Here is a 23,071-nt window from a genome sequence, read left to right as displayed (position 1 = left end):
ACCTTTTTTGTTTAATAAACTCGATTTATAACAACCGTCTATCTTTAAATTATATCTTTTAAAGATTTCCTGTATTCTTTTGGAGAACATCCATAATTTTTTTCAAATTGCGAAGAAAAATAGGAAGAACTACCATACCCCAAACGATAGCTAATTTCCGTAATTGACTCCGTAGTCATAGTCAACAATTTTTTCCCCTCTTTCATACGCTCACAATGAATATAGGTTATCGGCGTCATACCGAGATGATTTTTAAACTGACGAAAAAAAGTGGCTTTGCTCATACAAGCTTTGTCTGCAAGCGTTTTTATATTAATTCGTGTATTATAGTGCTCCCTAATATACTCAATAGCAAAACCTAAGGGGTGTTTGATTAACGAATTCTTAGAATAACCTTCTAAAAGAACCTTTCTCATATTAGTTTGTAAACAACACAAAATAAGTTCTTCTATTTTAAGATTTATCCAATAGTCTTTAAAAGCAATATCTTCAGCTAATAGATTTTGTAAACTTTTAAGTGTATTCAAAACAAGATTGCCTCCATTCCCATGAAATACATCCATAGGATCAATTTTTCTTTCTTCTTTGATTAAATGAGGAAGTTGATATTGTTCATTAACCTTTTCCAAAACTTTCCATGCTTTTTCTTTTGATATTTCTATTACTAAACATACGGTTGGTATATCAAGAGAAGCATTGGGCAAACTTGTCTTTGCTTCAAATTTAGTAGCGCCCATGATTACAGTACCTGGCTGTAAATTAATTGAAAGAGAATTAGCTATATCAACATTTTTACTTCCTTGTGTGTTATAGGCGAAAACCAGATTATCGAATTGATATTCACGATTTTCGTTAATAACATCATAACTCATGTAGAGCTCTGAATTTTTTGCGGTAAATCTTGCACTTTGCGATGAGGGCTTTGAAAAATCTATCATATCTCTTTTCTTAATTTGAGACTATTGAAGCATTAATTGAGACTATCCCTTTTCTTTTTGTTAAGAATTTTTCATTTGTTTGTTACAAGCTTTTGCTAATTTAATAATTTCCAAGCAATTACAATAAAAACTTAACAAAAAAATATAGTAAATTCAATATAAATGTTAAACTTAAGTAACATACTAGAAGACAGTGCTCGCACGTATCCCAAGAAAAGTGCATTTATTTTTGGAGATACTCATTTAAATTACGAAACGATAAATAAAAAAGCGAATCAAGTTGCTAATGGATTAAAAAAAATAGGAATTGAAAAAGGAGATAAAGTAGCCTTAAATTGCCTAAATCTACCTTATTTTCCAATAGTTTACTTCGGTATCCTAAAAGTAGGAGGTGTTGTGGTTCCTTTGAGTGTTCTACTAAAGGAAGATGAAGTTGCCTATCATCTTAAAGATTCCAAAGCAAAAATCTGTATTTCTTTCGAAGGAACCGCTCAGTTACCTATGGGAGAACACAATTATGAAGGATTTAAAAAAGTTGATTCATGTCAAGACTTTTACATGATTACTTCTAATCCTGAAGGAGTTCCTACGATAAAAGGCGTAAAAACATTAAATGATTTAACAAGAGATCAATCTACCGATTTCGAGACTATTCAAACAACACCCGAAGATACTGCTATTATCATCTATACCTCGGGTACAACAGGGAATCCAAAGGGAGCCGAACTCACCCATTCGAATTTATTACTTAATGCCATTGTTTGTTCAGAAGTTATCGGTACTAAAAATGAGGATATACAATTAATTGTGCTTCCTTTATTTCACATTTTTGCGATGACTGCCCTTATGAATTCTGGAATTTACAAAGGCGCTACAAGCGTTTTATTACCACGTTTTGATGCACTAAGCGTTCTTAACTTAATGCAGCAATATTCGGTATCCATTTTCGCTGGAGTTCCCACCATGTATTGGGGGTTAGTAAGTACTGATACTTCTAATTATGATATAAAGAATATTGGTAATAATTTAAAAGTATGTGTTTCAGGAGGGGCTTCTTTGCCTGTTAAAATATTGGAAGATTTCGAATCTAAATTCAATGCGATAATTTTAGAAGGCTATGGAATGTCTGAAGGATCACCCGTAGTAACCTTTAATCAATTAGCCGTAGGAAGAAAACGAGGAAGTATTGGAACACCCGCTTGGGGAGTAGAAGTTAAAATTGTAGATGACAAAGGAAATGAAATTCCCGTTGGAGAAAAAGGAGAACTCATATACAGAGGGCATAATGTAATGAAAGGATATTACAATAAACCTGAGGCTACATCAAAAGCTTTAAAAAATGGCTGGTTGTACTCTGGTGATGTCGCCATCAAAGATGAAGATGGATTCTTTTTTATTGTTGATAGAACGAAAGATATGATTATTCGAGGAGGATTAAATGTGTACCCTCGAGAAGTGGAAGAAGTTATGATGCGACATACATCAATTTCTATGGTAGCTGTTGTAGGAACTCCCGATAATCAATACGGAGAAGAAGTTAAAGCCTTTGTCGTTTTAAAAGACAAGCAAGAGCTTTCTGAAGAAACCTTAATTCAATGGACAAAAGAAAAAATTGCTGCATATAAATATCCAAGATCAATTGAATTTGTGAATACTTTACCTATGAGTGCTACCGGTAAAATTCTTAAGAAAGAACTTAGAAATATAGATAAAACAAAACTTAAAACTAAATGATATGAACAATACATTAGTTTCACCAGAAACCAGTACATCAATAATTGATGAAAAGTTTCAACTCCTTAAACAAAATCAATTTAAAATAGGAAATGAAAGTGTTTCTGATAAAAAGAAAAAATTAAAAAAGTTATACGATACAGTCCTAAAATACAGACCTCAAATTAAAGAAGCGATGTATAAGGACTTCAGAAAACATCCTAGTGAAGTTGATTTAACAGAAGTATATCCTGTCACTAGCGAAATTAAACATGCTAGAAGGCACTTAAGAAAGTGGACTAGAAAACATAGAGTAGGAACTCCTTTAGCATTGCTGGGCTCTAGCTCTTTCATTAAATATGAACCTAAAGGCGTTGTATTAATTATATCTCCATGGAATTTCCCCTTTAATCTTACTTTAGGGCCTTTGGTTAGTGCTATTTCAGCAGGAAACACAATTATGGTGAAACCCTCTGAACATACGCCGCATTCTTCTTCATTAATGAAAAAAATAATTTCAGAAGTATTCGAAGAAAATGAAGTAGTACTTGTCGAAGGAGGAATTGAGACCTCTAAAAAGATATTGAGTCTACCTTTTAATCATATCTTTTTTACTGGGGCGCCTTCTATTGGAAAAGTAGTTATGGAGGCAGCTTCAAAACATCTAACCTCGGTTACTCTGGAATTGGGAGGAAAATCACCAACTATTGTCGACAATACCGCCAATATTGATACCGCAGCTAGAAGAATTGCTTGGGGAAAATTTTTAAATAATGGTCAAGTTTGTATAGCACCTGACTACGTTTTCGTTCATGAATCAATAGCTAATGATTTTTTGAAAAAGGTAAAACAGTACATTTTAAAATTCTATTCTGAAAATGCTTCCAATGAAGACTCTTATAACCGTATTGTAAATAATAAGCATCATGAAAGAATAAAAAGACTAATTGATAATGCAATAGAAAATGGTTCAATCGTTGAAACAGGAAATCAATTAAATAGTAATGACAACTACATCTCTCCTACTGTTTTGAGTAATGTCGGTGAGAATTCAAAAATTATGGAGCAAGAAATATTTGGTCCTGTTTTACCTATTCACACGTTTAACAATCTCAATCAGATAATTGATAAAATTAATGAGAAAGAAAAACCTCTTGCCCTTTATGTTTTTAGTAAAAGTAAAAAGAATGTCAACTACATTTTAGAAAATACTCGAGCTGGAGGTGGATGCATCAATCATTCAGCCGTACATTTCTTTAACACCAACCTTCCCTTTGGAGGATCAAACAATAGTGGAATTGGAAAAGGACATGGGTGGTACGGATTTGAATCATTTTCAAACCCAAGAGGTATTCTAAAACAGCATATTCCCAATGCTCTTGAGTTGTTACTTCCTCCTTACAACGATTTCAAGCAGAAATTAATTGACTTAACTATTAAGTTTTTTTGATGATGAACTAACAAATAATTAACACAATAAAGATGAACAATTTAAAACAATCACTAATCACATTTTTATTATTCTTATCTACTATCGGAGTTTCTAATGCTCAAAAAGGATTTTATGCGCAGGCTGGATTCTTGCAAATAAGCTTTCAAGAAAGTAGTTCTGTAAGTATTGCAGGAAATACGATTGATGGGGCTACATTAAAACTTTCCGATCCTAGTACAGGAGCTATTCAGATAGGGTATTTTTTGAATGACAATATTTCACTCTCTACAGTACTTACGATTCCACCAAAAACGTCAATACAAGGAGAAGGTCCATTATCGACACTTACCATTGGTGAGGCTACCATTACTCCTTTATTTTTACTAGGAAACTACCATTTTGATATTGATAAATTCAAACCTTTTTTAGGTGCTGGTATTGTCTACGCAATTATTGATACGGAAGATAATGCTTTAACAAACTTAGAAGCTGATAATGCTTTTGGAATATCTGTTAGAGGAGGAATAGACTATTTTTTCAATGACAAAATAGGAATTAATGCCTCCGCTACATATAGTTTTCTAAAAACTGACGCCATAGGTTCCGTAGCCTCAGCAATTCCGGTTTTAGGAGGAGCTCCCGCAACGGCAACCTTAACACTTAATCCAATAGCAATACAATTTGGTATGGTATATAACTTTTAAAAAATAAACTAATCAACACATGTTATAATGAATAAAAGAGAATTAAAAATGGTAGGTCATGGTTCTATTATCATGATTATAGGACTTTTGGCTGGTTTCGGTCTTGTAATGAGTTTAGTAGGCGGATTTGAAATTTACCCAACAAACATTTTAAAATTTGAAATGCCAGGAACACCTTCGGCATGGGTAAGAGCACATAGTGGAGGAATTATGAACGGGCTCATGATTATTTTAGTTGCAGTAGTTATGAATAAAATGCAACTACCCACTTTTACATGCAAAAAATTGTATTGGATGCTTGTTGGAGCTGGATATGCCAATACACTCTTTTATTACGGAGGTTTATTTGCAGGAAATCACCGAGCTTTAACCTTTGGAGATAATCCGCTTGGAAAAACAAGTATTGCTGGTGTTATAGGCATATTGCCTGCATTGATTTTTGCTTTCGTTTTGATTGTTGCCTTTTGGATATTAATGAAAAGTGCTTTTCAAAAAGCAAAAGAGTCTAATTAATTATTAAATCTCAATTCAAGGATGATATCACCACTACATAAAAAAATACACACGGATTATCTAATTATAGGGGCGGGTGCTATGGGTCTGGCCTTTGCTGATGAAATGCATACACAAAATCCGCATGCAACAATTACCATTATAGATCGTAGACCTCAAGTTGGTGGGCACTGGAACAATGCATATCCTTATGTAATGCTTCATCAACCGGCAGCATATTATGGTGTAAACTCTAGTGTTTTAGGAAATGGATCAACAGATCTTTCTTCTAAAACAGAGATTCTAACCTATTTTAATAAAACCATTGAAAAATTAGAAAATAGCGGAAAAGTAACTTTTTTAGGTAAACACAACTATTTAGGGAACGGAAAGGTAGAGAATATGGATAATCTCGATGAAGTACTGCATTTCAATATCAGAAAAAAAATAGTTAATGCTTCCTATATGAAAGTTGAAGTCCCCTCTACAACAAAACCTAAATATCTAGTGGATGAAGGTGTCCCATTCAAACCTTTGAATGATTTAGTTGAAGAATACAAAAAATGGAAAAACTTTTATATCATCGGTAATGGAAAAACGGGTATAGATGCCGTTCTATACTTGATAGGCCGGGGAATTAAAACGGATAATATTCATTGGATAACCCCAAGTGATGCTTGGTATTTTAATAGAGATATAGCCCAAGTTGGATGTGTATCAGGCGAAATTTTAACACATGTATCAAAATTGACAAAAGCACAACGCCCTGACGATATATTCTTAGAAATGGAAAAATCTGGAGGTATTATGCGAATTGACACCTCTTCCCTACCTACTAATTGGAGATGCGCAACGGTAAGTACCGATGAACTTACAAAACTTAGAAGTGTAACTAATATTATACAAAAAGGATATGTAAATCGAATAACCTCCAAAGAATTAATTTTACAAGAAGAGACCATTACTTACAAGGAGGATTCCATATTTATAGATTGTACCGCAAATGGTTTAGCTAAACTAAAAAAAGAACCTGTATTTTCAGGTAATTTAATTACACTTCAACCTATTCTATTTTGTCAACAGGTTTTTAGCGCAGCGGCCATAGCAAGATTAGAACTTGTAAATATTAGCGAAAAAACTAAAAATAAAGTCATTCCTATACCACATCCAGAAAAAATTGAAGATTGGCCAAGGCAACTCTCTGTATCAGTCGATAATTTACTGAGGTTACATAAATATTTTCCTTTATGGATGTATCATTCACGACTTAATTTTATGAGTTATGAACCAATCCTTAAATATTTTGGATATGCTATAAAGGCTGCTTTTTTATCAAAACCAGCAAAAAAAGCTGTAAAACGTTTAGGAAATTATCAATAATGAAGTAATGAAAACAAAATTTACAGAAATGTTTGGTGTTGAACACCCAATAATGCAAGGAGGAATGCATTATGTTGGATTTGCAGAATTAGCGGCAGCAGTATCTAACGCTGGAGGTTTAGGTACTATTACTGCATTAACACAACGCACACCCGATGATTTGGCAAAAGAAATAGAAAAATGCCATCAATTAACCGATAAACCTTTTGCGGTAAATGTAACCATCTTGCCTATGGTAAACACTCCTGATTATCCAGGGTATTTAAAAGCCATTATTGAAGGAGGCGTAAAGATTGTGGAAACAGCAGGAAGAAGTCCAGAAAAATTCATGGATACTCTCAAGGAACATGGAATCAAGGTAATTCATAAATGTACGAGTGTTCGTCATGCATTAAAAGCACAAAAAATAGGTTGTGATGCTGTAAGTGCTGATGGTTTTGAATGTGGAGGACATCCAGGTGAAGATGATATTCCGAATTTTATTCTATTACCTAGAGTTTTAGAAGAACTGGAGATTCCTTTTCTCGCTTCTGGTGGTTTTGCAACAGGATCACAATTGGTAGCAGCCCTTTCTTTAGGTGCTGAAGGAATTAATATGGGAACTCGTTTTGTGGCAACGAAAGAAGCACCTGTACATCAAAACGTAAAACAAGCCATAGTAAATGCTTCTGAGCTAGACACAAGACTTATTATGAGGGATTTAAAAAACACAGAACGTGTTCTTAGCAATAAAGCCGTAGATGAATTGGTAACTCTAGAAGCAAAAAAAGGAAAAGACATCTCTTTTGATGAAGTAGCACCCTATGTAGTTGGAAAATATAAAGACGTAATGATGAATGGAAAAATGGATGTAGGTGCTTGGAGCTGTGGCATGGTTGCAGGCTTAATCAATGATATTCCAACTTGTAAAGAACTAATAGATAGAATTATGTTAGATGCGAATACAATTATTTCTAACAGATTATCAAAACTAATTACATAACAAAACATACAACTATGACTAAGCAATTTGACTATATAATAATTGGGGCGGGATCTGCAGGTTGTGTGCTTGCAAATCGAATCTCTGAAAATGGTAAACATAGTGTGTTAATCCTTGAAGCTGGGGGAAGTGATAAAAATAACAATGTGAAAATTCCTGCTGCCTTTCCTAAGTTATTTAAAACCAAAAGCGATTATAATTATAGTACTAGCGAGCAAAAACACATGAACAATCGCAAAATGTATTTACCTAGAGGTAAAATGTTAGGTGGATGTAGTAGTATAAATGCTATGATTTACATTCGAGGTAGCAAACAAGATTATAATGAATGGAGTGAATTAGGAAATAAAGGCTGGTCGTATCAGGAAGTCTTGCCTTATTTTAAAAAATCACAAAATCAAGAAGTCATAAATACTGAATATCACGCCAAAGGAGGCCCTTTAAACGTTACTAATCGTAATTATACTAATCCATTATCAGAAATGTTTGTCAATGCTGGAAAAGAGCTTGGATATTCTTATAATCAAGATTTTAATGGTGTTTCTCAAGAAGGATTCGGTTTTTATCAGGTAACTCACTTAAATGGGGAAAGATGTAGTACCGCTAGAGCGTTTCTTCATCCTGCGTCGAAAAGAAAAAACTTGTCAATCATTACCAATGCTGAAGTCGAACGAATTATAATTGAAGATAAAAGCGCAAAAGGGGTTGTATACCATAAAGACAATACCACTCACAATGTACTTGCTAACAAAGAGGTAATTGTTAGCGCTGGAGCATATAACAGTCCCAAAATTTTAATGCTATCCGGTATTGGAGATGAAAAAGAATTAAAGGAGCATGGTGTCGAAGTGGAACATCACATGCCTGGTGTTGGAAAGAACTTACAGGATCATTTAGTATTTTTCGCCATTTTTAATAGTCGCTTCAAAAAGACTTTAGATTCCGCAGAAAATTTCCCTGTGGTCTTTAAAAACCTTCTCAATTATACGCTCAACAAAAAGGGACCTTTTAACAGTAATGTAGGCGAAGCTGGGGCATTTGTTAGCTCCTCTTCTACTCAACCTTCTCCTGATATTCAGTTTCATTTTGCTCCTACATTTTTTGTAAGTCATGGATTAAGAAATCCCAAAAAAGGAAATGGATATTCAATTGGAGGAAAAGTGCTGAATCCAACAAGTAAAGGAAGTGTAAAATTAGCTTCATCAAATTTTAAAGATTCTCCTATCATTGATCACAACTATTTAGATACAGAAGATGATAGAGTTAGAGCTATTTGGGCTTACAAATTGGCTGAAAAACTTGGAAAGGCTAATGTTTTCTCTCCCTACAGGAAAAGTCTCTTTGAACCTGAAAAACCATTAGAAAGTGATGATGAAATTTTAGCATACATTAAAAATACAGCCGAAACCTTATACCACCCAACTTCTACCTGTAAAATGGGAAGTGATGATATGTCAGTCGTAAATTCCGAGCTAAAAGTTCATGGCATTCAAAATTTGCGTGTGGTTGATGCTTCTATTATGCCTAATGTAATTAGGGGAAATACCAATGCTCCTACCATAATGATCGCTGAAAAGGCTTCAGATATGATTTTGAATCATTAAATACTGTTATGAACAGTAACAAGTCAATGGTTAAATGCATTGCTGCAAATGAAGTAACATTTATATCAATATAAAGATATAGGAAATTCGTAGAAGAATATACAGGAATTGAAATAGCCCGAAAAATTAAAGAATTAACTAAAGCTATATAGTCTTTAAGGAAAGTATATCTCTACTTAGTTTAAAAGAATATGCTTCAGTTTATGAAGTCATGAATAAAGATTAGTTAGTTTTTTAAGTTTAATTTATAGGTAAGATGAACGAAGAGAAATTTAATACTATTTTACAAACAAAAATTCCCATTGCTTGGATAGCGGGAGTTCGTTTTGAAAGTTATAATAACCAAACATTTAAAACGAAAGTAGAACTAGATTTCCTTAATCAAAACCCTTTTGGTTCAATGTTTTGGGCAGTAGAAGGAATGGCCGCTGAGTTTGCTGGAGGATTAATGTTATTAAGTAAAATTGAATCATCGGGGAAAAGCATAGCCTCGTTGGTTGTAAAAAGTGAAGTTCTTTTCACAAAAAAAGCCGTTGGTAAAATAATTTTTACGTGCCATGATGGTCAAAAAATTGAAGAAGCTATTCAAAATGCAATAACACATAATACTCCTAAAAAATTTGACTTAACCAGCACAGGGACGGATGAATCAAAGGATATTGTCGCCGAATTTAAATTTACATGGAGTATTAAAGTTAGGAGTTAATACTAGAAATTATGTATAGTTTTGATTATAGTAAGAAATGGCTAGTTTGTATTATACGTTTTGAAACTTTTTTGGCTTGTGTATTTTATACTAAAATGAATGCAATAAGTTAATCGCGTTTTGTATTACTGGGTTTCGATTTTCCCTACTCCAAACGGCAGATAACGTAGTACGTTGAGGAATTCTATTTAATTCTATAAACTGAATCCCTGTGTAATTTGTTTTGGTTAAAGACTTCGGAACAATTGAAATACCAAATCCATTCTCAACTAGTTTATAAATAGATTCCGCATGAATAGTATTATGAGAAACTATTGGTGTAAATCGATATTGTTGAAATATTTCCATTACTTTTTCATAATAGGAAACACTATACTTAGAATCAAACAGAATAAAAGACTCCGTTTGGAACTCTTTCAATGATTTAAAATTATAAGAATTTATTTGATGATTTTTTGGAAGTACTAAGCAAAACGATTCTTTTAAAACGGTTTTTCTTTCAATGCTCTTTGGTACCTTTTCCACACGAACAAAACCAATATCTATTTTATTAGATAATAAACTTTCAAGCTGGCTTTGATTATCCATTTCCTTTAAACCAAAAGTAATATTGGGGTACTGCTGATTTAATCGTACCAGCAAATTTGGAATAATGTCTTGCATTGCCGACCCAACATAACCAAACTTTAAATTACCATCTTTTCCCGTATTAATTAATTTTGCATGGTTCAGGATGTTATCTAAGTTCTTTAAATTTTTAGTGATTTCCACTTTTAAATATTCCCCAGCTTTAGTTAAAGCTACTTTTCTATTATGCCTCTCGAATAGCTGAACTCCTAAATTTTCTTCTAATTGTTTAATTTGTTTACTTAAACCTGGTTGCGAAATAAATAACTTTTCTGCTGCTCTTCGATAGTGTAATTCTTCTGCAACTGCCAAGAAATACTTGAAATGCCGTAACTCTAATTGATAACTCATAGTTATTAATTTGTGCTTTAATTAATATTGTTGTCTATCAAAAATAGTGATAAATTTGTAAAACCTCCCATAACTCTAAAAAAGATGATTTAATATGATATTGAAAAGCATAACAACAAATGATATTTCTGAATTGCAGAAAATATATGTCAAGGCATATTCTTCTGTATTTTCAAATCATTGGATTGAAGATGGAATGGAGCAATACTTGCATAAGGAAGCGGGTTATATTGGTTTAAAGTCCGACATAGAAGGGGTCGATCATCTTTTTTATTTTATCCAACACAATGGAGCTAATGTCGGATTTATAAAACTTAATAACTTTATAAAAGATCACATAACGTCTAAAAGTAATCATGATAGTGAACTTGAAAAAATTTATATGCTGCCTGAATATAGCGGCAAAGGAATTGGTAAACAAGCTATGAAAGAGCTCATAGGCTTAATTAGAAATTTAGGAAAAAAACAATTTTTCTTGTCTGTTGTAGAATCAAATGACGACGCTATTGGCTTTTACGAAAAATTAGGCTTCGAATTTCACAGTAAAACACGAATTGACGAACCTGGTTTTAAAGAAGAACTAAGAGGAATGGATCGAATGGTCTTAAAATTAAATAGAATATAACACTACTAAATAAAAACGTTACGAAAAATGTTTAAATACGGAATTGATACACTAACAGTTGATAAAGTTGTTGCCATCGCTAAAAACCAATTAGAAGCTGGACTTACCGATGAAGCCATCAACAATATAAATATTTGTAGAGCCAAAGTAGAAACCATGGCGGCATCTGACAAAGCAGTATATGGAATAAACACAGGGTTCGGGCCTTTATGCGATACTCAAATTTCTCCAGAAGAAACGAGTTTACTTCAAAAAAACTTATTGATTACCCATGCAGTAGGTGTTGGTAACCCTATCGATCAGTTTTTATCAAAATTAATGATGATTACCAAGGTGCATGCCTTGTCGCAAGGTTTTTCAGGAGTAAGACTGGAAGTAATTGAACGTATCATTTACTTTATTGAAAACAACTTATCACCAATTGTTCCTGAGCAAGGTTCTGTTGGAGCTTCAGGTGATTTAGCGCCTTTATCACATTTATTTTTACCATTATTTGGAGAAGGTGACTTTTGGGTAGGAAACGAAATTGTAGCAGCTGGAAAAGTTTTAAAAGAGCACAATTTACAACCTATCGAATTAAGTGCTAAAGAAGGATTAGGATTGATCAATGGTACACAATTTATTCTTTCTCATGCAATTACTGGATTAAAGAAAATGGAATACTTGTTGGATTTGGCAGATGTTGCTGGAACCATGTCTTTAGAAGGATTTCAAGGAAGTAGCTCACCTTTTAGAGAAGAATTACACACGATAAGGCCATTTAAAGGTAATTTAAAGGTTGCTGAACGAATTAGAACACTTTTAGACGGTTCTCAAAATTTAGAAGCGCATTTCGAATGTGAGCGTGTTCAAGATCCATATTCAATTCGCTGTATGCCTCAAGTTCATGGAGCATCAAGAAATGCCTATGCGCATTTAAAGGAATTGGCTGAAATTGAAATGAACTCTGTAACAGATAATCCAATTGTTTTAAGTGAAACCGAAGCAATATCTGGAGGTAATTTTCATGGGCAACCTTTAGCAATGGCACTTGATTATGCGTCAATTGCTGCTTCTGAATTAGGAAACATCTCTGATAGAAGATGTTATTTATTATTGGAAGGGAAATATGGATTGCCTCGTTTATTAACAAACGCTGGAGGTTTAAATTCAGGGTTTATGATTCCACAGTACACCACAGCAGCATTAGTAACGGAAAACAAATCTCTATGCTTCCCTCCTTCTGCAGATAGCGTTCCAACATCTATGGGGCAAGAAGATCACGTTTCTATGGGGAGTATTTCTAGTAGAAAATTCAATCAAATTTTAGGGAATTTAGAAAAAATATTTGCGATTGAATTTATGTATGCTGCACAAGCTATGGAATTTAGAAGACCTAATACTTTTTCTGATATCATAGAAGAGAACTTTGCGATAATTAGAAGTAAAGTAGCAAAGTTAGAAGATGATAGAATATTAAAAGATGATATCTATGCCCTAATTGAATTAATAAAAGAACAAGCATTTAAAGTAGCCTAACCATGATATTCAAAGAATTAATAGTACAGGGAATTCCGTCAGAATTACCTGAAAAAAGAGCTTATCCTGAAGGAATCAATAGAGCTCCTAAAAGAAAAGATATTTTATCAAAGGAAGAGAAGCAATTAGCTATCAGAAATGCTTTACGTTATTTTCCTGCTGAATGGCATTATGAGTTAGCGACTGAATTTGCTCAAGAATTGAATGATTTTGGGCGAATTTACATGTATCGTTTTAAGCCGAATTATGCTATACATGCTAGAGATATAGCAGAATATCCAGCGAAATCGTTACAAGCGGCTTCAATTATGCTAATGATTCAAAATAACTTAGATCCAGCTGTAGCACAACACCCAGAAGAATTAATTACCTACGGAGGTAATGGAGCTGTTTTCCAAAATTGGGCGCAATATCTGTTAACAATGCAGTATTTAGCAACCATGTCTGACGAACAAACACTTCATATTTATTCTGGCCATCCAATGGGGTTATTTCCTTCTTCTAAAGAATCACCAAGAGTAATAGTTACCAACGGAATGATGATCCCTAATTATTCATCTCCTGATGATTGGGAGAAGTTTAATGCATTAGGTGTTACACAATATGGTCAAATGACCGCTGGTTCTTATATGTATATTGGGCCTCAAGGAATTGTTCACGGAACTACCATTACTGTAATGAACGCTTTCCGTAAAATATTACAAAAAGGAGATACTCCTAAAGGAAAAATATTCTTGACTGCTGGTTTAGGAGGAATGAGTGGAGCTCAACCAAAAGCAGGAAATATAGCCAATTGCATTACTATTGCTGCAGAAGTAAATCCAAAAGCAGCAACTAAACGACATGAACAGGGTTGGGTTGATATCCTAATTGATACCATAGATGAATTAGTTTCACGTGTTCGTGAAGCACAACTAAAAGAAGAAGTTGTATCAATAGCTTTTATAGGAAACATTGTTGATGTATGGGAGCGATTTTACGAAGAAGAAATTTTTATCCATGTAGGTTCTGATCAAACTTCTTTACACATTCCTTGGACTGGGGGGTACTATCCTGCTGATATATCTTATGAAGAGTCTAATAGGCTAATTAGAGAAGAGCCTGAAGTATTTAAACAAGAAGTTCAAAAAACACTGCGTCGTCATGCCGCAGCTATTAATAAGCATACTGAAAGAGGAACCTATTTCTTCGATTATGGAAATGCCTTCTTATTAGAAAGTTCTAGAGCTGGAGCCGAAGTAATGGCAGAAAATGGAATCGATTTTAAATACCCATCGTATGTTCAAGATATTTTAGGTCCTATGTGTTTCGATTACGGATTTGGTCCTTTTCGTTGGGTTTGTACTTCAGGAAAGTCGGAGGATTTAGATACTACTGATGAAATTGCCGCGACTGTTTTACAAGAAATTATGGAAAACTCTCCTCAAGAGATTCAATTACAGATGCAAGATAATATTACTTGGATCAAAGATGCTAAGAAAAACAAGATGGTCGTTGGTTCTCAAGCTCGTATTTTATATGCCGATGCTGAAGGACGTGCTAAAATCGCAGAGGCTTTTAACAATGCTATTGCGGAAGGAAAAATAGGCCCCGTGGTATTAGGTAGAGATCATCATGATGTAAGTGGAACTGACTCTCCTTATAGAGAAACTTCTAATATTTACGATGGAAGTAAATTTACTGCTGACATGGCCATTCACAATGTTATTGGAGATAGCTTTAGAGGAGCTACTTGGGTATCCATCCACAATGGAGGTGGTGTTGGCTGGGGTGAAGTTATGAATGGAGGCTTTGGTATGTTGTTAGATGGAACTCCAGAGGCTGATGCTCGCTTAAAAAAGATGTTATTTTACGATGTTAATAACGGTATTGCTAGAAGAAGTTGGGCTAGAAATAAAGAAGCTTTATTCGCTATTAAACGTGAAATGCAACGTACTCCTAATCTTAAAGTAACCGTAGCTAATTTAGTAGAGGATTCATTATTAGAAGATTTATTCTAATTTGAAATATTTATAAACAAAAAAATCAAGGGTAATACTCTTGATTTTTTTGTTTGTTTAAATTGTAGGAACCTTTTCAAAAAGTATTTCCTCCCCAAACTTAAATTTCATTATTTGAGGAAAAGGCTCTTTTAATGGCTTATTTGGTGACAATACAGGGTATTCATAGTAAGAAGTCTTGCCCACGTCTTTATTTACAGAAATCATAGCAAAACCATGATTGTAAAACTCGTATTCTTTAGAATTGAACTGCACAGAACTCACCCCTAGTTTGGGATTTGATTGTTCTCTTAAAAATGGCGAATCTGTTTCTCTATAAACTTCTTGCCCTTTCCATTCTTCATAGCCACTATTTCCAATTAGTCGTCCTTTTTTCAAACCTAATTGCTCTTTTTTAAATATTTCCATGTGATGTTCATGAGCCCAATACCAAGCAGAAATTTTTGAAAAATAAGGACTAAAGACATTTAACAAATTTTCATTTAAATATTTTAATCTTTTTACATCGGTTCCGGTTAAATAGGAAACATTTGATTCACCATTTATTTGCTCTTCTGCCGAAAATAACTGATGATGTGATAATAAGATTGTTTCTCCATTAAAATTTTCTAGCTTATCTCTATGCCATTTGGCTTCATCAAACTCTAACCATGGCCCATAATCTGGGTTTAAATCACTGAATTTAAAACTTCTAGACTCAATCAATTTAAATAAATTAATCGCAATATTATTTTTCACAGAGTTCAGTCCACTATCCATTCCTAAAAATTGCCAGTCACCATCTTGAGTTCTTAAACTAAAATAACTCGCTTTTTGATCGTATTTCAAAAAGCCATTTTCCTTGTTTATTTTAATTACTTTGTTGAAAAAACCATAACCACCTGAATAATATTCATGATTCCCTGGAATAGAAAATACAGGAACTTTTTTATTTGCAAGCTCAAAGGCTTTATTAAATGTATTAACATAGGTTTGGCATTCTTCCTCAGTACCAGAATAATAAATATCTCCTAAATGGATTATAAAATCAGGACTTAACTCTCTTAAAATACTAGTTAACATAGCTATAGAATCGTTTAATCCAGTACCAAAATCACCCAAAACAACTAGTTTTGAATTGTTTGGTATTTCGAATACTTGAAAATCAGAATCAAAACCTCCATTGTTATCAACCTTTATATATGGCGAGTTATTGGGATTCGCCTGCTTTAACCATATATAGGCACATTGTATCCATTTATCGATAATATAATCACTAAAAGGAAATCCAAAAGGTGTTTTAATTTCTTCAACTAACTTCTTCTCTAAGTTAGTTTCATTCTTGTTCAACAAATTAAGTGATTCGTTAAAATAATGCTCTGATAACAAAGCATTAATCATGTTTTCATAAGCGTTGACATCTTGTTGTAAAGCTATTTTATTACCTTCATTAAAATGAGTCGCATGTAAATTAACTCCTTGAATTATTGGGTGATTATGGGCTTCGATAATTAACTTTCTCTCAGAAATTGTAGGATTATTATCTTTTATTTCTTCTTTTACAATTTTAAAAGCAGAAGATTGCCATTGAGCTAGCAAGGGGTTTCTTGTGGTAACAAAGGGATTTATCTCCGACATAAATTATGTATTTTAAAATATTGTAAATTCTATTTTATTTGGATGTCCTCCTCCTGGAAGTGGATTAGGTATCATTTGAATTTCTAAATCGTTAGTTCTTCCTGAAAGTATGATAGCATCGGCTTTATTATCCGATAAAGAAGGGCAACTATAACTAAATTGAATTAAGCTGGTTCCATTAGGGTGTGACACATAATATTCACAAAGTCCAGATGTTCCTGATTTTGGAAAGGTTTCTACTAATTCAAACTGTATACTTTTACTTGAACTTATTACATTTGGAGGTTTAGATTTATACGTGCCCTTTTTGCTCACAGGGTCGTTGTTTCTGAGCATCACATGTTTGGTATTGTTTATAATTGATACTACACATTTTAATTGACTCGACATATTTTGATATACTATTAGTTGTTAAAATAGGAAAAAGTAAAACTGCCATATAGTTTATAATATGACAGTTCTATAAAATTACTTTTTAATTAAATCTACATAACAGGTATTGTTTCCTCCTGAAGTGCATAAACATTCAGCTGAAATGGTGTAATTAGAAGCTATATTAAATTGTTCATTAAATTTTTTATAGTTATGATTACTCATTTTATCCCATATTTTATTACTAGATCCATCTTTATCACTTATCCCAATTCCAACTTTATTGGTTCCAACCGATGGATTAGAAAATGCAATTGTAACTACTTGATCTTTCATTTTGTATTGTACATAACCACTTACACCTGCTGCTATATGCGGCTTTTTTACTCCAAATTTAATTGTTGGTGTGTCTCCACTTTTAATAATTGCGGGCAATTCCGAATCCTCCTTTATTTCACCAGAATCAAACCACGTACCTTCTAATTTCATAATAGTATCGGTTTCATTTAGTATGGTTAATGTTACATTGTGCGGTACAGCTGGAATAATTGAATTCCTTTCTAATGTTTTTTCGGTATTTGACATAATTTTTAATTATTAATTATTAATTATTCAAATATCAGGAAGCACTTGGGTAAAAAATATATCACGCCATGTCAGTTCGGGGTATCTGACTTCAATTTGATCATGTTTAATAAAATAAAAGCTTCTCATTGAGTTGTTATAAAAAATCAGATAAGGGGGTTAAACCCATCAGACCTAGTAAAAATACTTAGTTCATTTTCAGTAATTTCACTTAGTTAATTTCTCAATTCTTGCTGTTATATTTAAGTATTGAATAATTATAAACTGACCAACATGGAAACCTTAAAAAAAGAACTAACCGCGAGAGAACGTTTTTCAAACAACTTTGAGCATCGTTACGGAGTAATTTCTGGTTATATTGACAAAGATCTCTCCCAAATTGGAAAATGGCTTAGTGATATTGTCAAATTAGCTCATGAAAATAAGGTTGAAAAATATGAACCTTCTGTTAGAGCATTGCAAGTATTGCTAGAAAAAGATCAAGAGTTAAGGGAGCTTGTTAATAAAACAATCATAGAAGGATTGGAAGTTCATAAACATTTTGAACCAGACGCTCCTTACGCGATCGAAACTATAGAAAATTTACTTACTACACTTAACTATATTATTACTCGTGCACCTAAATTTCAACCGAACATAAGTCATTCAGCTTTTCCAATGTCAGGCCTTTTTGTGTACATGATGGCTACACCAAATGGATGGATTTTATTTCGAAATGAAACTTTTAATCAAGCACTTTCACTTATTTTAAAAGAATGGTGTGCTTATCTTGATTCACCTGCTTCGCTTGATGTAGTAACCACTAATAGCGATGGCTGGTTATCGCCTGAATCTGTAATAAAGAATAATTTAGACCAGTTTGTTACCAAAGAAATGAAACTAGAAGATCCAAGTCATTGGACATTTAAAAGTTTTAACGATTTCTTTCATAGACAAATCATTCCTGTATCAAGACCTATAGATGGTGTTGGAAATGATCATGTAATTGTTTCAGCGAACGATGGTACGGTTTATCGAATTGCGGAAAACGTAAAACGTGAAGACGATATTTACGCTAAAAACCAACCTTATTCTCTGGTACATTTATTAGATAACAACTTTGTAGATGATTTTGTTGGAGGAACTGTATTCCAATCATTTTTAAGTGGTAATGATTACCATAGATGGAGAGCTCCTATTTCTGGAAGAGTTATTAAGGCAGAAGTTATACCTGGGTATATGTTTAGTGAATTGCTAAATCAAGGCGATCATGGTTTCGATCCAACGGCAGGAACATATTCGCAAGGTTATGAAGCGAATGTAAATACAAGAGGCTTAGTTATTATTGAGCACGAGAATCCAGCGATTGGAAAAGTAGCAGTGATTCCAATAGGAATTACTGAAATTTCTTCTGTAGAGATTCAAATAAAACCAGGTGACTATGTTAAAAAAGGAGATGAATTAGGTTGGTTTAGTTATGGTGGTTCAAGCATGTGTTTAGTGTTTCAACCTAATGCTATTAAGCAATTTACCGTAGTTAATCCGTTACCTAACAATAATTCTAACAACGGTCCTTTTATCCGAGTGGCTGCTCAAATAGCCATTGCTAATATCAAATAATTCCCCAAACATTAATACCAATTATGATTAGAAATTACGGCAAATGAAAATGATGATTTATTACGGTAATATCATTTGGTATAAAATTCTAAAAGCCCGCAAAAATGCGGGCTTTTTCTATTATAGATTTTTAATATTATCTACTCTTCGTTCTTCAACCCTAGTACCATAAGGATCAATAGCTACACAAAATGGTTTTTCTTTCGTTACAATTTTAATTTCCTGCCTCGATTTATTCATTAAATGATGCTCCAAATGCAGAACATCTTTAGTAGTTGCAATACTAGGATGATCATTAAAAACTCCTATTTGAATAGGTTCATCGATGTCTATTTCGAGCATGTTCCCTCCTACTTGCTCTTCAAACCTTTTGGCTTTAATAATTAATGTTGTTTCAAATTCATTTGATTTTAGTTTTTTGCTCTCAACTTTTTCTATTGTCAAATCATACGTTATAATACGCTTAAACCAATCATCAATCAACTTGTGGTATTTTTCTGGAGTAGTGGCATACATAGCTTTTATAAGATCATGGGATGTAACACTAGGTTTTGTTTCATTTTTATGAGTATCCAATAGCGTTTTTATCGATTTATTTAGCATTTCGGTCCCAATAAGCTCTTTTACAGCTGTAAATGCCATACAAGCCTTTCCATAAATCAAGTGCCCTTGTCCATTTTCTAAATAAATAGGAACTTCTTCTTCTGTTGCATACGATCTTCCAGAAAAGTATCTATTATTTGCCTGTTCGTTTAATTGCCATAATATTTGTTTTCCAAATAGTTTTTCCATGACAATAGCCTCCGTGTACTTGCATAAACCTTCTGTGAGGATTCCTCCTCCATCAACGTTATTAGGAGTTAAGTTATGTCCCCAATATTGATGGGCTACTTCATGAATGGTTCGCTTGGCAACCACATCAAAATCAGTTTCTCTATTGTCTATTGAATAAAGATTATCTTCAACCATCACAATAGTTCCTGGAAAAGCAATTCCTCCAAATCTAAAATGATTAGGTATTTCCGCAATTCGCACATGATTACTTGGAAACTCCCCAAAATTATCCTGACAATAGCCAATGGTTTCTTTAGTAAAATGCTCTATATCCGAAATATTTGAAGAATGATTAGCGTGATAATAGTTTTCTATCTGAACTCCTTGAAAATCATCTTTCTTTAATTCGTAATCACCAGATATAAAAGCAATAAAAGGAGCTTCTTTTTTAGAAACTTTATAATGATAATAGTTTCTTTCTTCTTGTTTCCATTCTTTGATCAATTCTCCAGGAGCAATTGCCACTTGATCACTCTGCGTAGAAATAATAGTTTCAAAAACAAGCTTTTCGTAGTGCTCACTTTTTAGATGCATATGGGCTTCATCATGGTGTTCTTCTCTAATGGGTAATCCTCTTTTCTTTCTTTCTTGCGTATTTTGAATTTCATAACCAGAACTATACCCTAAAGCTGGATCAAAATAATCTCTATTTATAAAAGAACCATTTTTTACGATGCTTCTGCTCGTTTCAAACCCTTTGTTTTTATACTCCAAAGAGTATTTATAATTGATAGTTTCACCATGCTTTAGCTCTTCTTTAAATTCATAAATCCTAACATTATGTAAACTATCGTGTTTTTTTAATACAGCTCCTTCTATTCGCATATATTCAACAGGAATTACTTCCGAAATCAATAGCTCTTTTAATGGCTGTTCTCCTTTATTTTCCAAAACACATGTTGCTACAACCTGATAACCTCTTTCCGCAGGATACAGATCTACTTCAAACTTTAATTCTCTCGGTATTAATTGTCTTTTGACATCATATTTTTTATAAGTGCGCTCATAATTTTCACGTAAATCTAAATCTTCTTCGGCGTTCATATAAGAGGTAACAATATGTGTATTATAATATACACCTCCAATTGATATTATAAAAAGTACGCTTAAAAAGCCAACAGCAAACTTATGCGAAGTACTCCATTTCTTTCTTACTAACTTTTTATTCTGTTGAAAATCAAACTCTACTCCTCTTTTCCATAATTTAAAAGATAATACTGCTAGTAATCCCCCTAAGACCATCCATACCAGAGCATAATAGTTAAACATTTTTAAATTATCCGTATACCCATACAAATCACTATGACCTACTTTTGGTAGTTTACCTAATTTTAAAATAGGTAACTCTAATCCAATCATTCCAGATAAAGGGGTAGCAAAAATGATAATGCATAATCCTGAAATAGCCATTCCCAAATATTTATTGGATGAAACACTTTGAATAAAGAATGCTAAGAACAAATAAAACAGGTAATTGGCTATCACAAAGTAAAATCTATTTAAATATAAATCTATTTCAATATAATCATATCCAACAATTACTTGAAAAACGATAGCACCAACAATACTAACTGTAAATAAAATAAGAGGCAATAAAAAAACTGACAAATACTTAGCCATAAAAAACACAACATTTGACGCTGGAGTTGTATACACTAATTGATTTATTTTATCGGAATTTTCCCTCCAAATTACTTCACCACTATAGAAAACAATTAATATCAGTGATAATAATTGAAGTGGGATTTCAACAATTTCAATCAATGTATTCGTAGCTGGATATAAACTTTCATTATAAGATCCTCCGCTGTAAATTCTGGAATAAACCTCCATAACGAAAACAAGTATCCACAATAGAAGAATAACCAAAAACGGAGTACTTCTAATAATTGATTTCAATTCAAGCTTTAAAACTGATATAAAACTTTTAAATGAAGTTAAAAATCCTAATTGAGGTTGTAAACTTTTATATTTCTTAGCAGTAGTATAGCTTTGCTCTACTTTCTCTTTTTTGACTTTCCTGTTTCCTTGTTTGAAAGAAAATAAACGATATGACATATACATAAATACATAAGCTATAGCCATCCATAATAAACGATTAAACAATAATAAATTAGAAAAAGAAATCATCTTTGAATTCTTGTCCGTTGGAGTCCAGAACAAAGTTTGTTCATAAAAAGCAGATATTCCAAATGGATCTAACAAGGAGGCAACCATCATGTTTTCTGGTGAAGGTGATACCGCATTCGCCATGATTGGAGAATTAAAAAACATCGCACATAAAAAGTAGCTAGTATAAATAGCGATAGCGCTTACATAGGTTGCTAAATTATTTTTTGTGAGTATACTTATCGAAGCAATTATTGAAGTACATATAAACACATTCGGTAAAACAAAAATTGCCCAACTTTGTATATATTTAATTGATTGGAAGCTATGAAGTCTCTCTGGGTTTAAGTCCGAAAGATTAAACCCTAGGTAGAGTCCTAATAAGCTCAGACTAAAAACAATAATGGAAGGGATTACTACCCCTGAAAATCTGCTAATGAAGAAGTCTTTTTTTGAAATTGGACTCGAATAAATAAGTGCTTCCATTTTATGTTGTTTTTCTCTTAGCAAACCACTCACCGCGAAAAACATAATGGCAAAGACTGCTCCAAGACTGAGCAATACTACTTTGTTATTGATCTCATAAGCTGAATTAAAGTCTAAATTTTGAGCAATGGATCCTTGACTGGATACAAGATAACCAAAGTAAAGAAAAACAATACTGAAACCAATAAATGCTCTTTGTTTGAGCTGAAATTTGATTTCAAACAATATTAAGTTGATTAATTTCATGTGTAATTTTTGAATTGTAGGATTATTATCTAGAATGGTGTCTGGCCACTACGAAATAGTGTTTATTAGTTAGATGTTATCTATTCGTAAAAGAGAGACTAATACAGGTAAGGTCATAATAATCATGGATTTTTGATCGTTATTATACCAT

The 23,071-nt window shown here is 33.0% G+C and carries 18 protein-coding genes; 12 read left to right on the top strand and 6 right to left on the bottom strand.

Features of this window, described 5'->3' with window-relative positions; translation table 11 throughout:
- Positions 1 to 44 precede the first annotated feature (44 nt).
- On the bottom strand, positions 45 to 938 hold the full coding sequence (locus BLW23_RS03970) for a helix-turn-helix transcriptional regulator (RefSeq protein ID WP_093667929.1): 894 nt from the start codon (positions 936 to 938) through the stop codon (positions 45 to 47).
- 162 nt (positions 939 to 1,100) lie between these two features.
- Here BLW23_RS03970 and BLW23_RS03965 point away from each other — a divergent pair, with 162 nt between their 5' ends.
- The 8 genes from BLW23_RS03965 to BLW23_RS03930 all read left to right on the top strand — a co-directional run bounded on the left by BLW23_RS03965 (position 1,101) and on the right by BLW23_RS03930 (position 9,951).
- Positions 1,101 to 2,672 (top strand): long-chain-fatty-acid--CoA ligase, encoded by a 1,572-nt coding sequence (locus BLW23_RS03965; RefSeq protein WP_093667928.1) that lies wholly within the window; start codon positions 1,101 to 1,103, stop codon positions 2,670 to 2,672.
- A 1-nt stretch (position 2,673) separates the two neighbouring features.
- Complete coding sequence (locus BLW23_RS03960; RefSeq protein ID WP_093667927.1) at positions 2,674 to 4,101, top strand: aldehyde dehydrogenase family protein; 1,428 nt, start codon at positions 2,674 to 2,676, stop codon at positions 4,099 to 4,101.
- Between the two features lie 32 nt (positions 4,102 to 4,133).
- Entirely contained in the window at positions 4,134 to 4,787 is a 654-nt protein-coding gene (locus BLW23_RS03955; RefSeq protein ID WP_093667926.1) for an OmpW/AlkL family protein, read from the top strand.
- Between the two features lie 27 nt (positions 4,788 to 4,814).
- The gene (gene styC / locus BLW23_RS03950; RefSeq protein WP_093667925.1) at positions 4,815 to 5,300 is read left to right on the top strand and encodes a styrene-oxide isomerase StyC; all 486 of its coding nucleotides are present in this window, start codon (positions 4,815 to 4,817) and stop codon (positions 5,298 to 5,300) included.
- A gap of 21 nt (positions 5,301 to 5,321) precedes the next feature.
- Positions 5,322 to 6,659: an NAD(P)-binding protein gene (locus BLW23_RS03945; RefSeq protein ID WP_093667924.1), complete on the top strand. Its 1,338-nt coding sequence runs from the start codon at positions 5,322 to 5,324 to the stop codon at positions 6,657 to 6,659.
- A gap of 7 nt (positions 6,660 to 6,666) precedes the next feature.
- Positions 6,667 to 7,641: an NAD(P)H-dependent flavin oxidoreductase gene (locus BLW23_RS03940; RefSeq protein ID WP_093667923.1), complete on the top strand. Its 975-nt coding sequence runs from the start codon at positions 6,667 to 6,669 to the stop codon at positions 7,639 to 7,641.
- Between the two features lie 14 nt (positions 7,642 to 7,655).
- Positions 7,656 to 9,245: a GMC family oxidoreductase gene (locus BLW23_RS03935; protein ID WP_093667922.1), complete on the top strand. Its 1,590-nt coding sequence runs from the start codon at positions 7,656 to 7,658 to the stop codon at positions 9,243 to 9,245.
- A 256-nt stretch (positions 9,246 to 9,501) separates the two neighbouring features.
- Positions 9,502 to 9,951 carry a DUF4442 domain-containing protein gene (locus tag BLW23_RS03930; protein ID WP_093667921.1) on the top strand — a complete coding sequence of 150 codons (450 nt, stop codon included), beginning with the start codon at positions 9,502 to 9,504 and terminating at the stop codon, positions 9,949 to 9,951.
- A 90-nt stretch (positions 9,952 to 10,041) separates the two neighbouring features.
- On the opposite strand, the gene BLW23_RS03925 is transcribed toward BLW23_RS03930, so the two are convergent.
- Complete coding sequence (locus BLW23_RS03925; protein ID WP_093667920.1) at positions 10,042 to 10,929, bottom strand: LysR substrate-binding domain-containing protein; 888 nt, start codon at positions 10,927 to 10,929, stop codon at positions 10,042 to 10,044.
- Positions 10,930 to 11,023: 94 nt separating this feature from the next.
- Here BLW23_RS03925 and BLW23_RS03920 point away from each other — a divergent pair, with 94 nt between their 5' ends.
- The 3 genes from BLW23_RS03920 to BLW23_RS03910 are packed head-to-tail and all read left to right on the top strand — an operon-like array spanning position 11,024 to position 15,072.
- Complete coding sequence (locus BLW23_RS03920) at positions 11,024 to 11,554, top strand: GNAT family N-acetyltransferase (RefSeq protein ID WP_093667919.1); 531 nt, start codon at positions 11,024 to 11,026, stop codon at positions 11,552 to 11,554.
- A 27-nt stretch (positions 11,555 to 11,581) separates the two neighbouring features.
- Positions 11,582 to 13,072: a histidine ammonia-lyase gene (gene hutH / locus BLW23_RS03915; protein ID WP_093667918.1), complete on the top strand. Its 1,491-nt coding sequence runs from the start codon at positions 11,582 to 11,584 to the stop codon at positions 13,070 to 13,072.
- A gap of 2 nt (positions 13,073 to 13,074) precedes the next feature.
- Positions 13,075 to 15,072: a urocanate hydratase gene (locus tag BLW23_RS03910; RefSeq protein ID WP_093667917.1), complete on the top strand. Its 1,998-nt coding sequence runs from the start codon at positions 13,075 to 13,077 to the stop codon at positions 15,070 to 15,072.
- A gap of 57 nt (positions 15,073 to 15,129) precedes the next feature.
- Here BLW23_RS03910 and BLW23_RS03905 read toward each other — a convergent pair whose 3' ends face one another.
- From BLW23_RS03905 to BLW23_RS03895, 3 genes are all read right to left on the bottom strand, one after another.
- Positions 15,130 to 16,689 carry a metallophosphoesterase family protein gene (locus BLW23_RS03905; RefSeq protein WP_093667916.1) on the bottom strand — a complete coding sequence of 520 codons (1,560 nt, stop codon included), beginning with the start codon at positions 16,687 to 16,689 and terminating at the stop codon, positions 15,130 to 15,132.
- Between the two features lie 12 nt (positions 16,690 to 16,701).
- Positions 16,702 to 17,079, bottom strand: a complete 378-nt coding sequence (locus BLW23_RS03900; protein WP_093667915.1) for a hypothetical protein — start codon at positions 17,077 to 17,079, stop codon at positions 16,702 to 16,704.
- 78 nt (positions 17,080 to 17,157) lie between these two features.
- The gene (locus BLW23_RS03895; RefSeq protein WP_093667914.1) at positions 17,158 to 17,646 is read right to left on the bottom strand and encodes a hypothetical protein; all 489 of its coding nucleotides are present in this window, start codon (positions 17,644 to 17,646) and stop codon (positions 17,158 to 17,160) included.
- A 273-nt stretch (positions 17,647 to 17,919) separates the two neighbouring features.
- Between BLW23_RS03895 and BLW23_RS03890 the strand changes: the two genes are divergently transcribed.
- Positions 17,920 to 19,245, top strand: coding sequence for a phosphatidylserine decarboxylase family protein (locus BLW23_RS03890; RefSeq protein WP_093667913.1), 1,326 nt, complete (start codon positions 17,920 to 17,922; stop codon positions 19,243 to 19,245).
- A gap of 120 nt (positions 19,246 to 19,365) precedes the next feature.
- Here the strand turns inward: BLW23_RS03890 and BLW23_RS23120 are convergent, their stop codons facing one another.
- Positions 19,366 to 22,920: an ABC transporter permease/M1 family aminopeptidase gene (locus BLW23_RS23120; RefSeq protein ID WP_093667912.1), complete on the bottom strand. Its 3,555-nt coding sequence runs from the start codon at positions 22,918 to 22,920 to the stop codon at positions 19,366 to 19,368.
- Between the last annotated feature and the right edge of the window lie 151 nt (positions 22,921 to 23,071).

The sequence above is a fragment of the Tenacibaculum sp. MAR_2009_124 genome (assembly GCF_900105455.1).
Classification (GTDB): Bacteria; Bacteroidota; Bacteroidia; order Flavobacteriales; family Flavobacteriaceae; genus Polaribacter.
The sequence above is the reverse complement of the archived record's forward strand: the minus strand, read 5'-3'. Positions and strand labels throughout refer to the sequence as shown.

Coding starts and splice junctions, on each gene's coding strand:
- BLW23_RS03970 (WP_093667929.1), bottom strand. CDS start 938: ATGATAGATTTTTCAAAGCCCTCATCGCAAAGTGCAAGATTTACCGCA.
- BLW23_RS03965 (WP_093667928.1), top strand. CDS start 1,101: ATGTTAAACTTAAGTAACATACTAGAAGACAGTGCTCGCACGTATCCC.
- BLW23_RS03960 (WP_093667927.1), top strand. CDS start 2,674: ATGAACAATACATTAGTTTCACCAGAAACCAGTACATCAATAATTGAT.
- BLW23_RS03955 (WP_093667926.1), top strand. CDS start 4,134: ATGAACAATTTAAAACAATCACTAATCACATTTTTATTATTCTTATCT.
- styC (WP_093667925.1), top strand. CDS start 4,815: ATGAATAAAAGAGAATTAAAAATGGTAGGTCATGGTTCTATTATCATG.
- BLW23_RS03945 (WP_093667924.1), top strand. CDS start 5,322: ATGATATCACCACTACATAAAAAAATACACACGGATTATCTAATTATA.
- BLW23_RS03940 (WP_093667923.1), top strand. CDS start 6,667: ATGAAAACAAAATTTACAGAAATGTTTGGTGTTGAACACCCAATAATG.
- BLW23_RS03935 (WP_093667922.1), top strand. CDS start 7,656: ATGACTAAGCAATTTGACTATATAATAATTGGGGCGGGATCTGCAGGT.
- BLW23_RS03930 (WP_093667921.1), top strand. CDS start 9,502: ATGAACGAAGAGAAATTTAATACTATTTTACAAACAAAAATTCCCATT.
- BLW23_RS03925 (WP_093667920.1), bottom strand. CDS start 10,929: ATGAGTTATCAATTAGAGTTACGGCATTTCAAGTATTTCTTGGCAGTT.
- BLW23_RS03920 (WP_093667919.1), top strand. CDS start 11,024: ATGATATTGAAAAGCATAACAACAAATGATATTTCTGAATTGCAGAAA.
- hutH (WP_093667918.1), top strand. CDS start 11,582: ATGTTTAAATACGGAATTGATACACTAACAGTTGATAAAGTTGTTGCC.
- BLW23_RS03910 (WP_093667917.1), top strand. CDS start 13,075: ATGATATTCAAAGAATTAATAGTACAGGGAATTCCGTCAGAATTACCT.
- BLW23_RS03905 (WP_093667916.1), bottom strand. CDS start 16,689: ATGTCGGAGATAAATCCCTTTGTTACCACAAGAAACCCCTTGCTAGCT.
- BLW23_RS03900 (WP_093667915.1), bottom strand. CDS start 17,079: ATGTCGAGTCAATTAAAATGTGTAGTATCAATTATAAACAATACCAAA.
- BLW23_RS03895 (WP_093667914.1), bottom strand. CDS start 17,646: ATGTCAAATACCGAAAAAACATTAGAAAGGAATTCAATTATTCCAGCT.
- BLW23_RS03890 (WP_093667913.1), top strand. CDS start 17,920: ATGGAAACCTTAAAAAAAGAACTAACCGCGAGAGAACGTTTTTCAAAC.
- BLW23_RS23120 (WP_093667912.1), bottom strand. CDS start 22,920: ATGAAATTAATCAACTTAATATTGTTTGAAATCAAATTTCAGCTCAAA.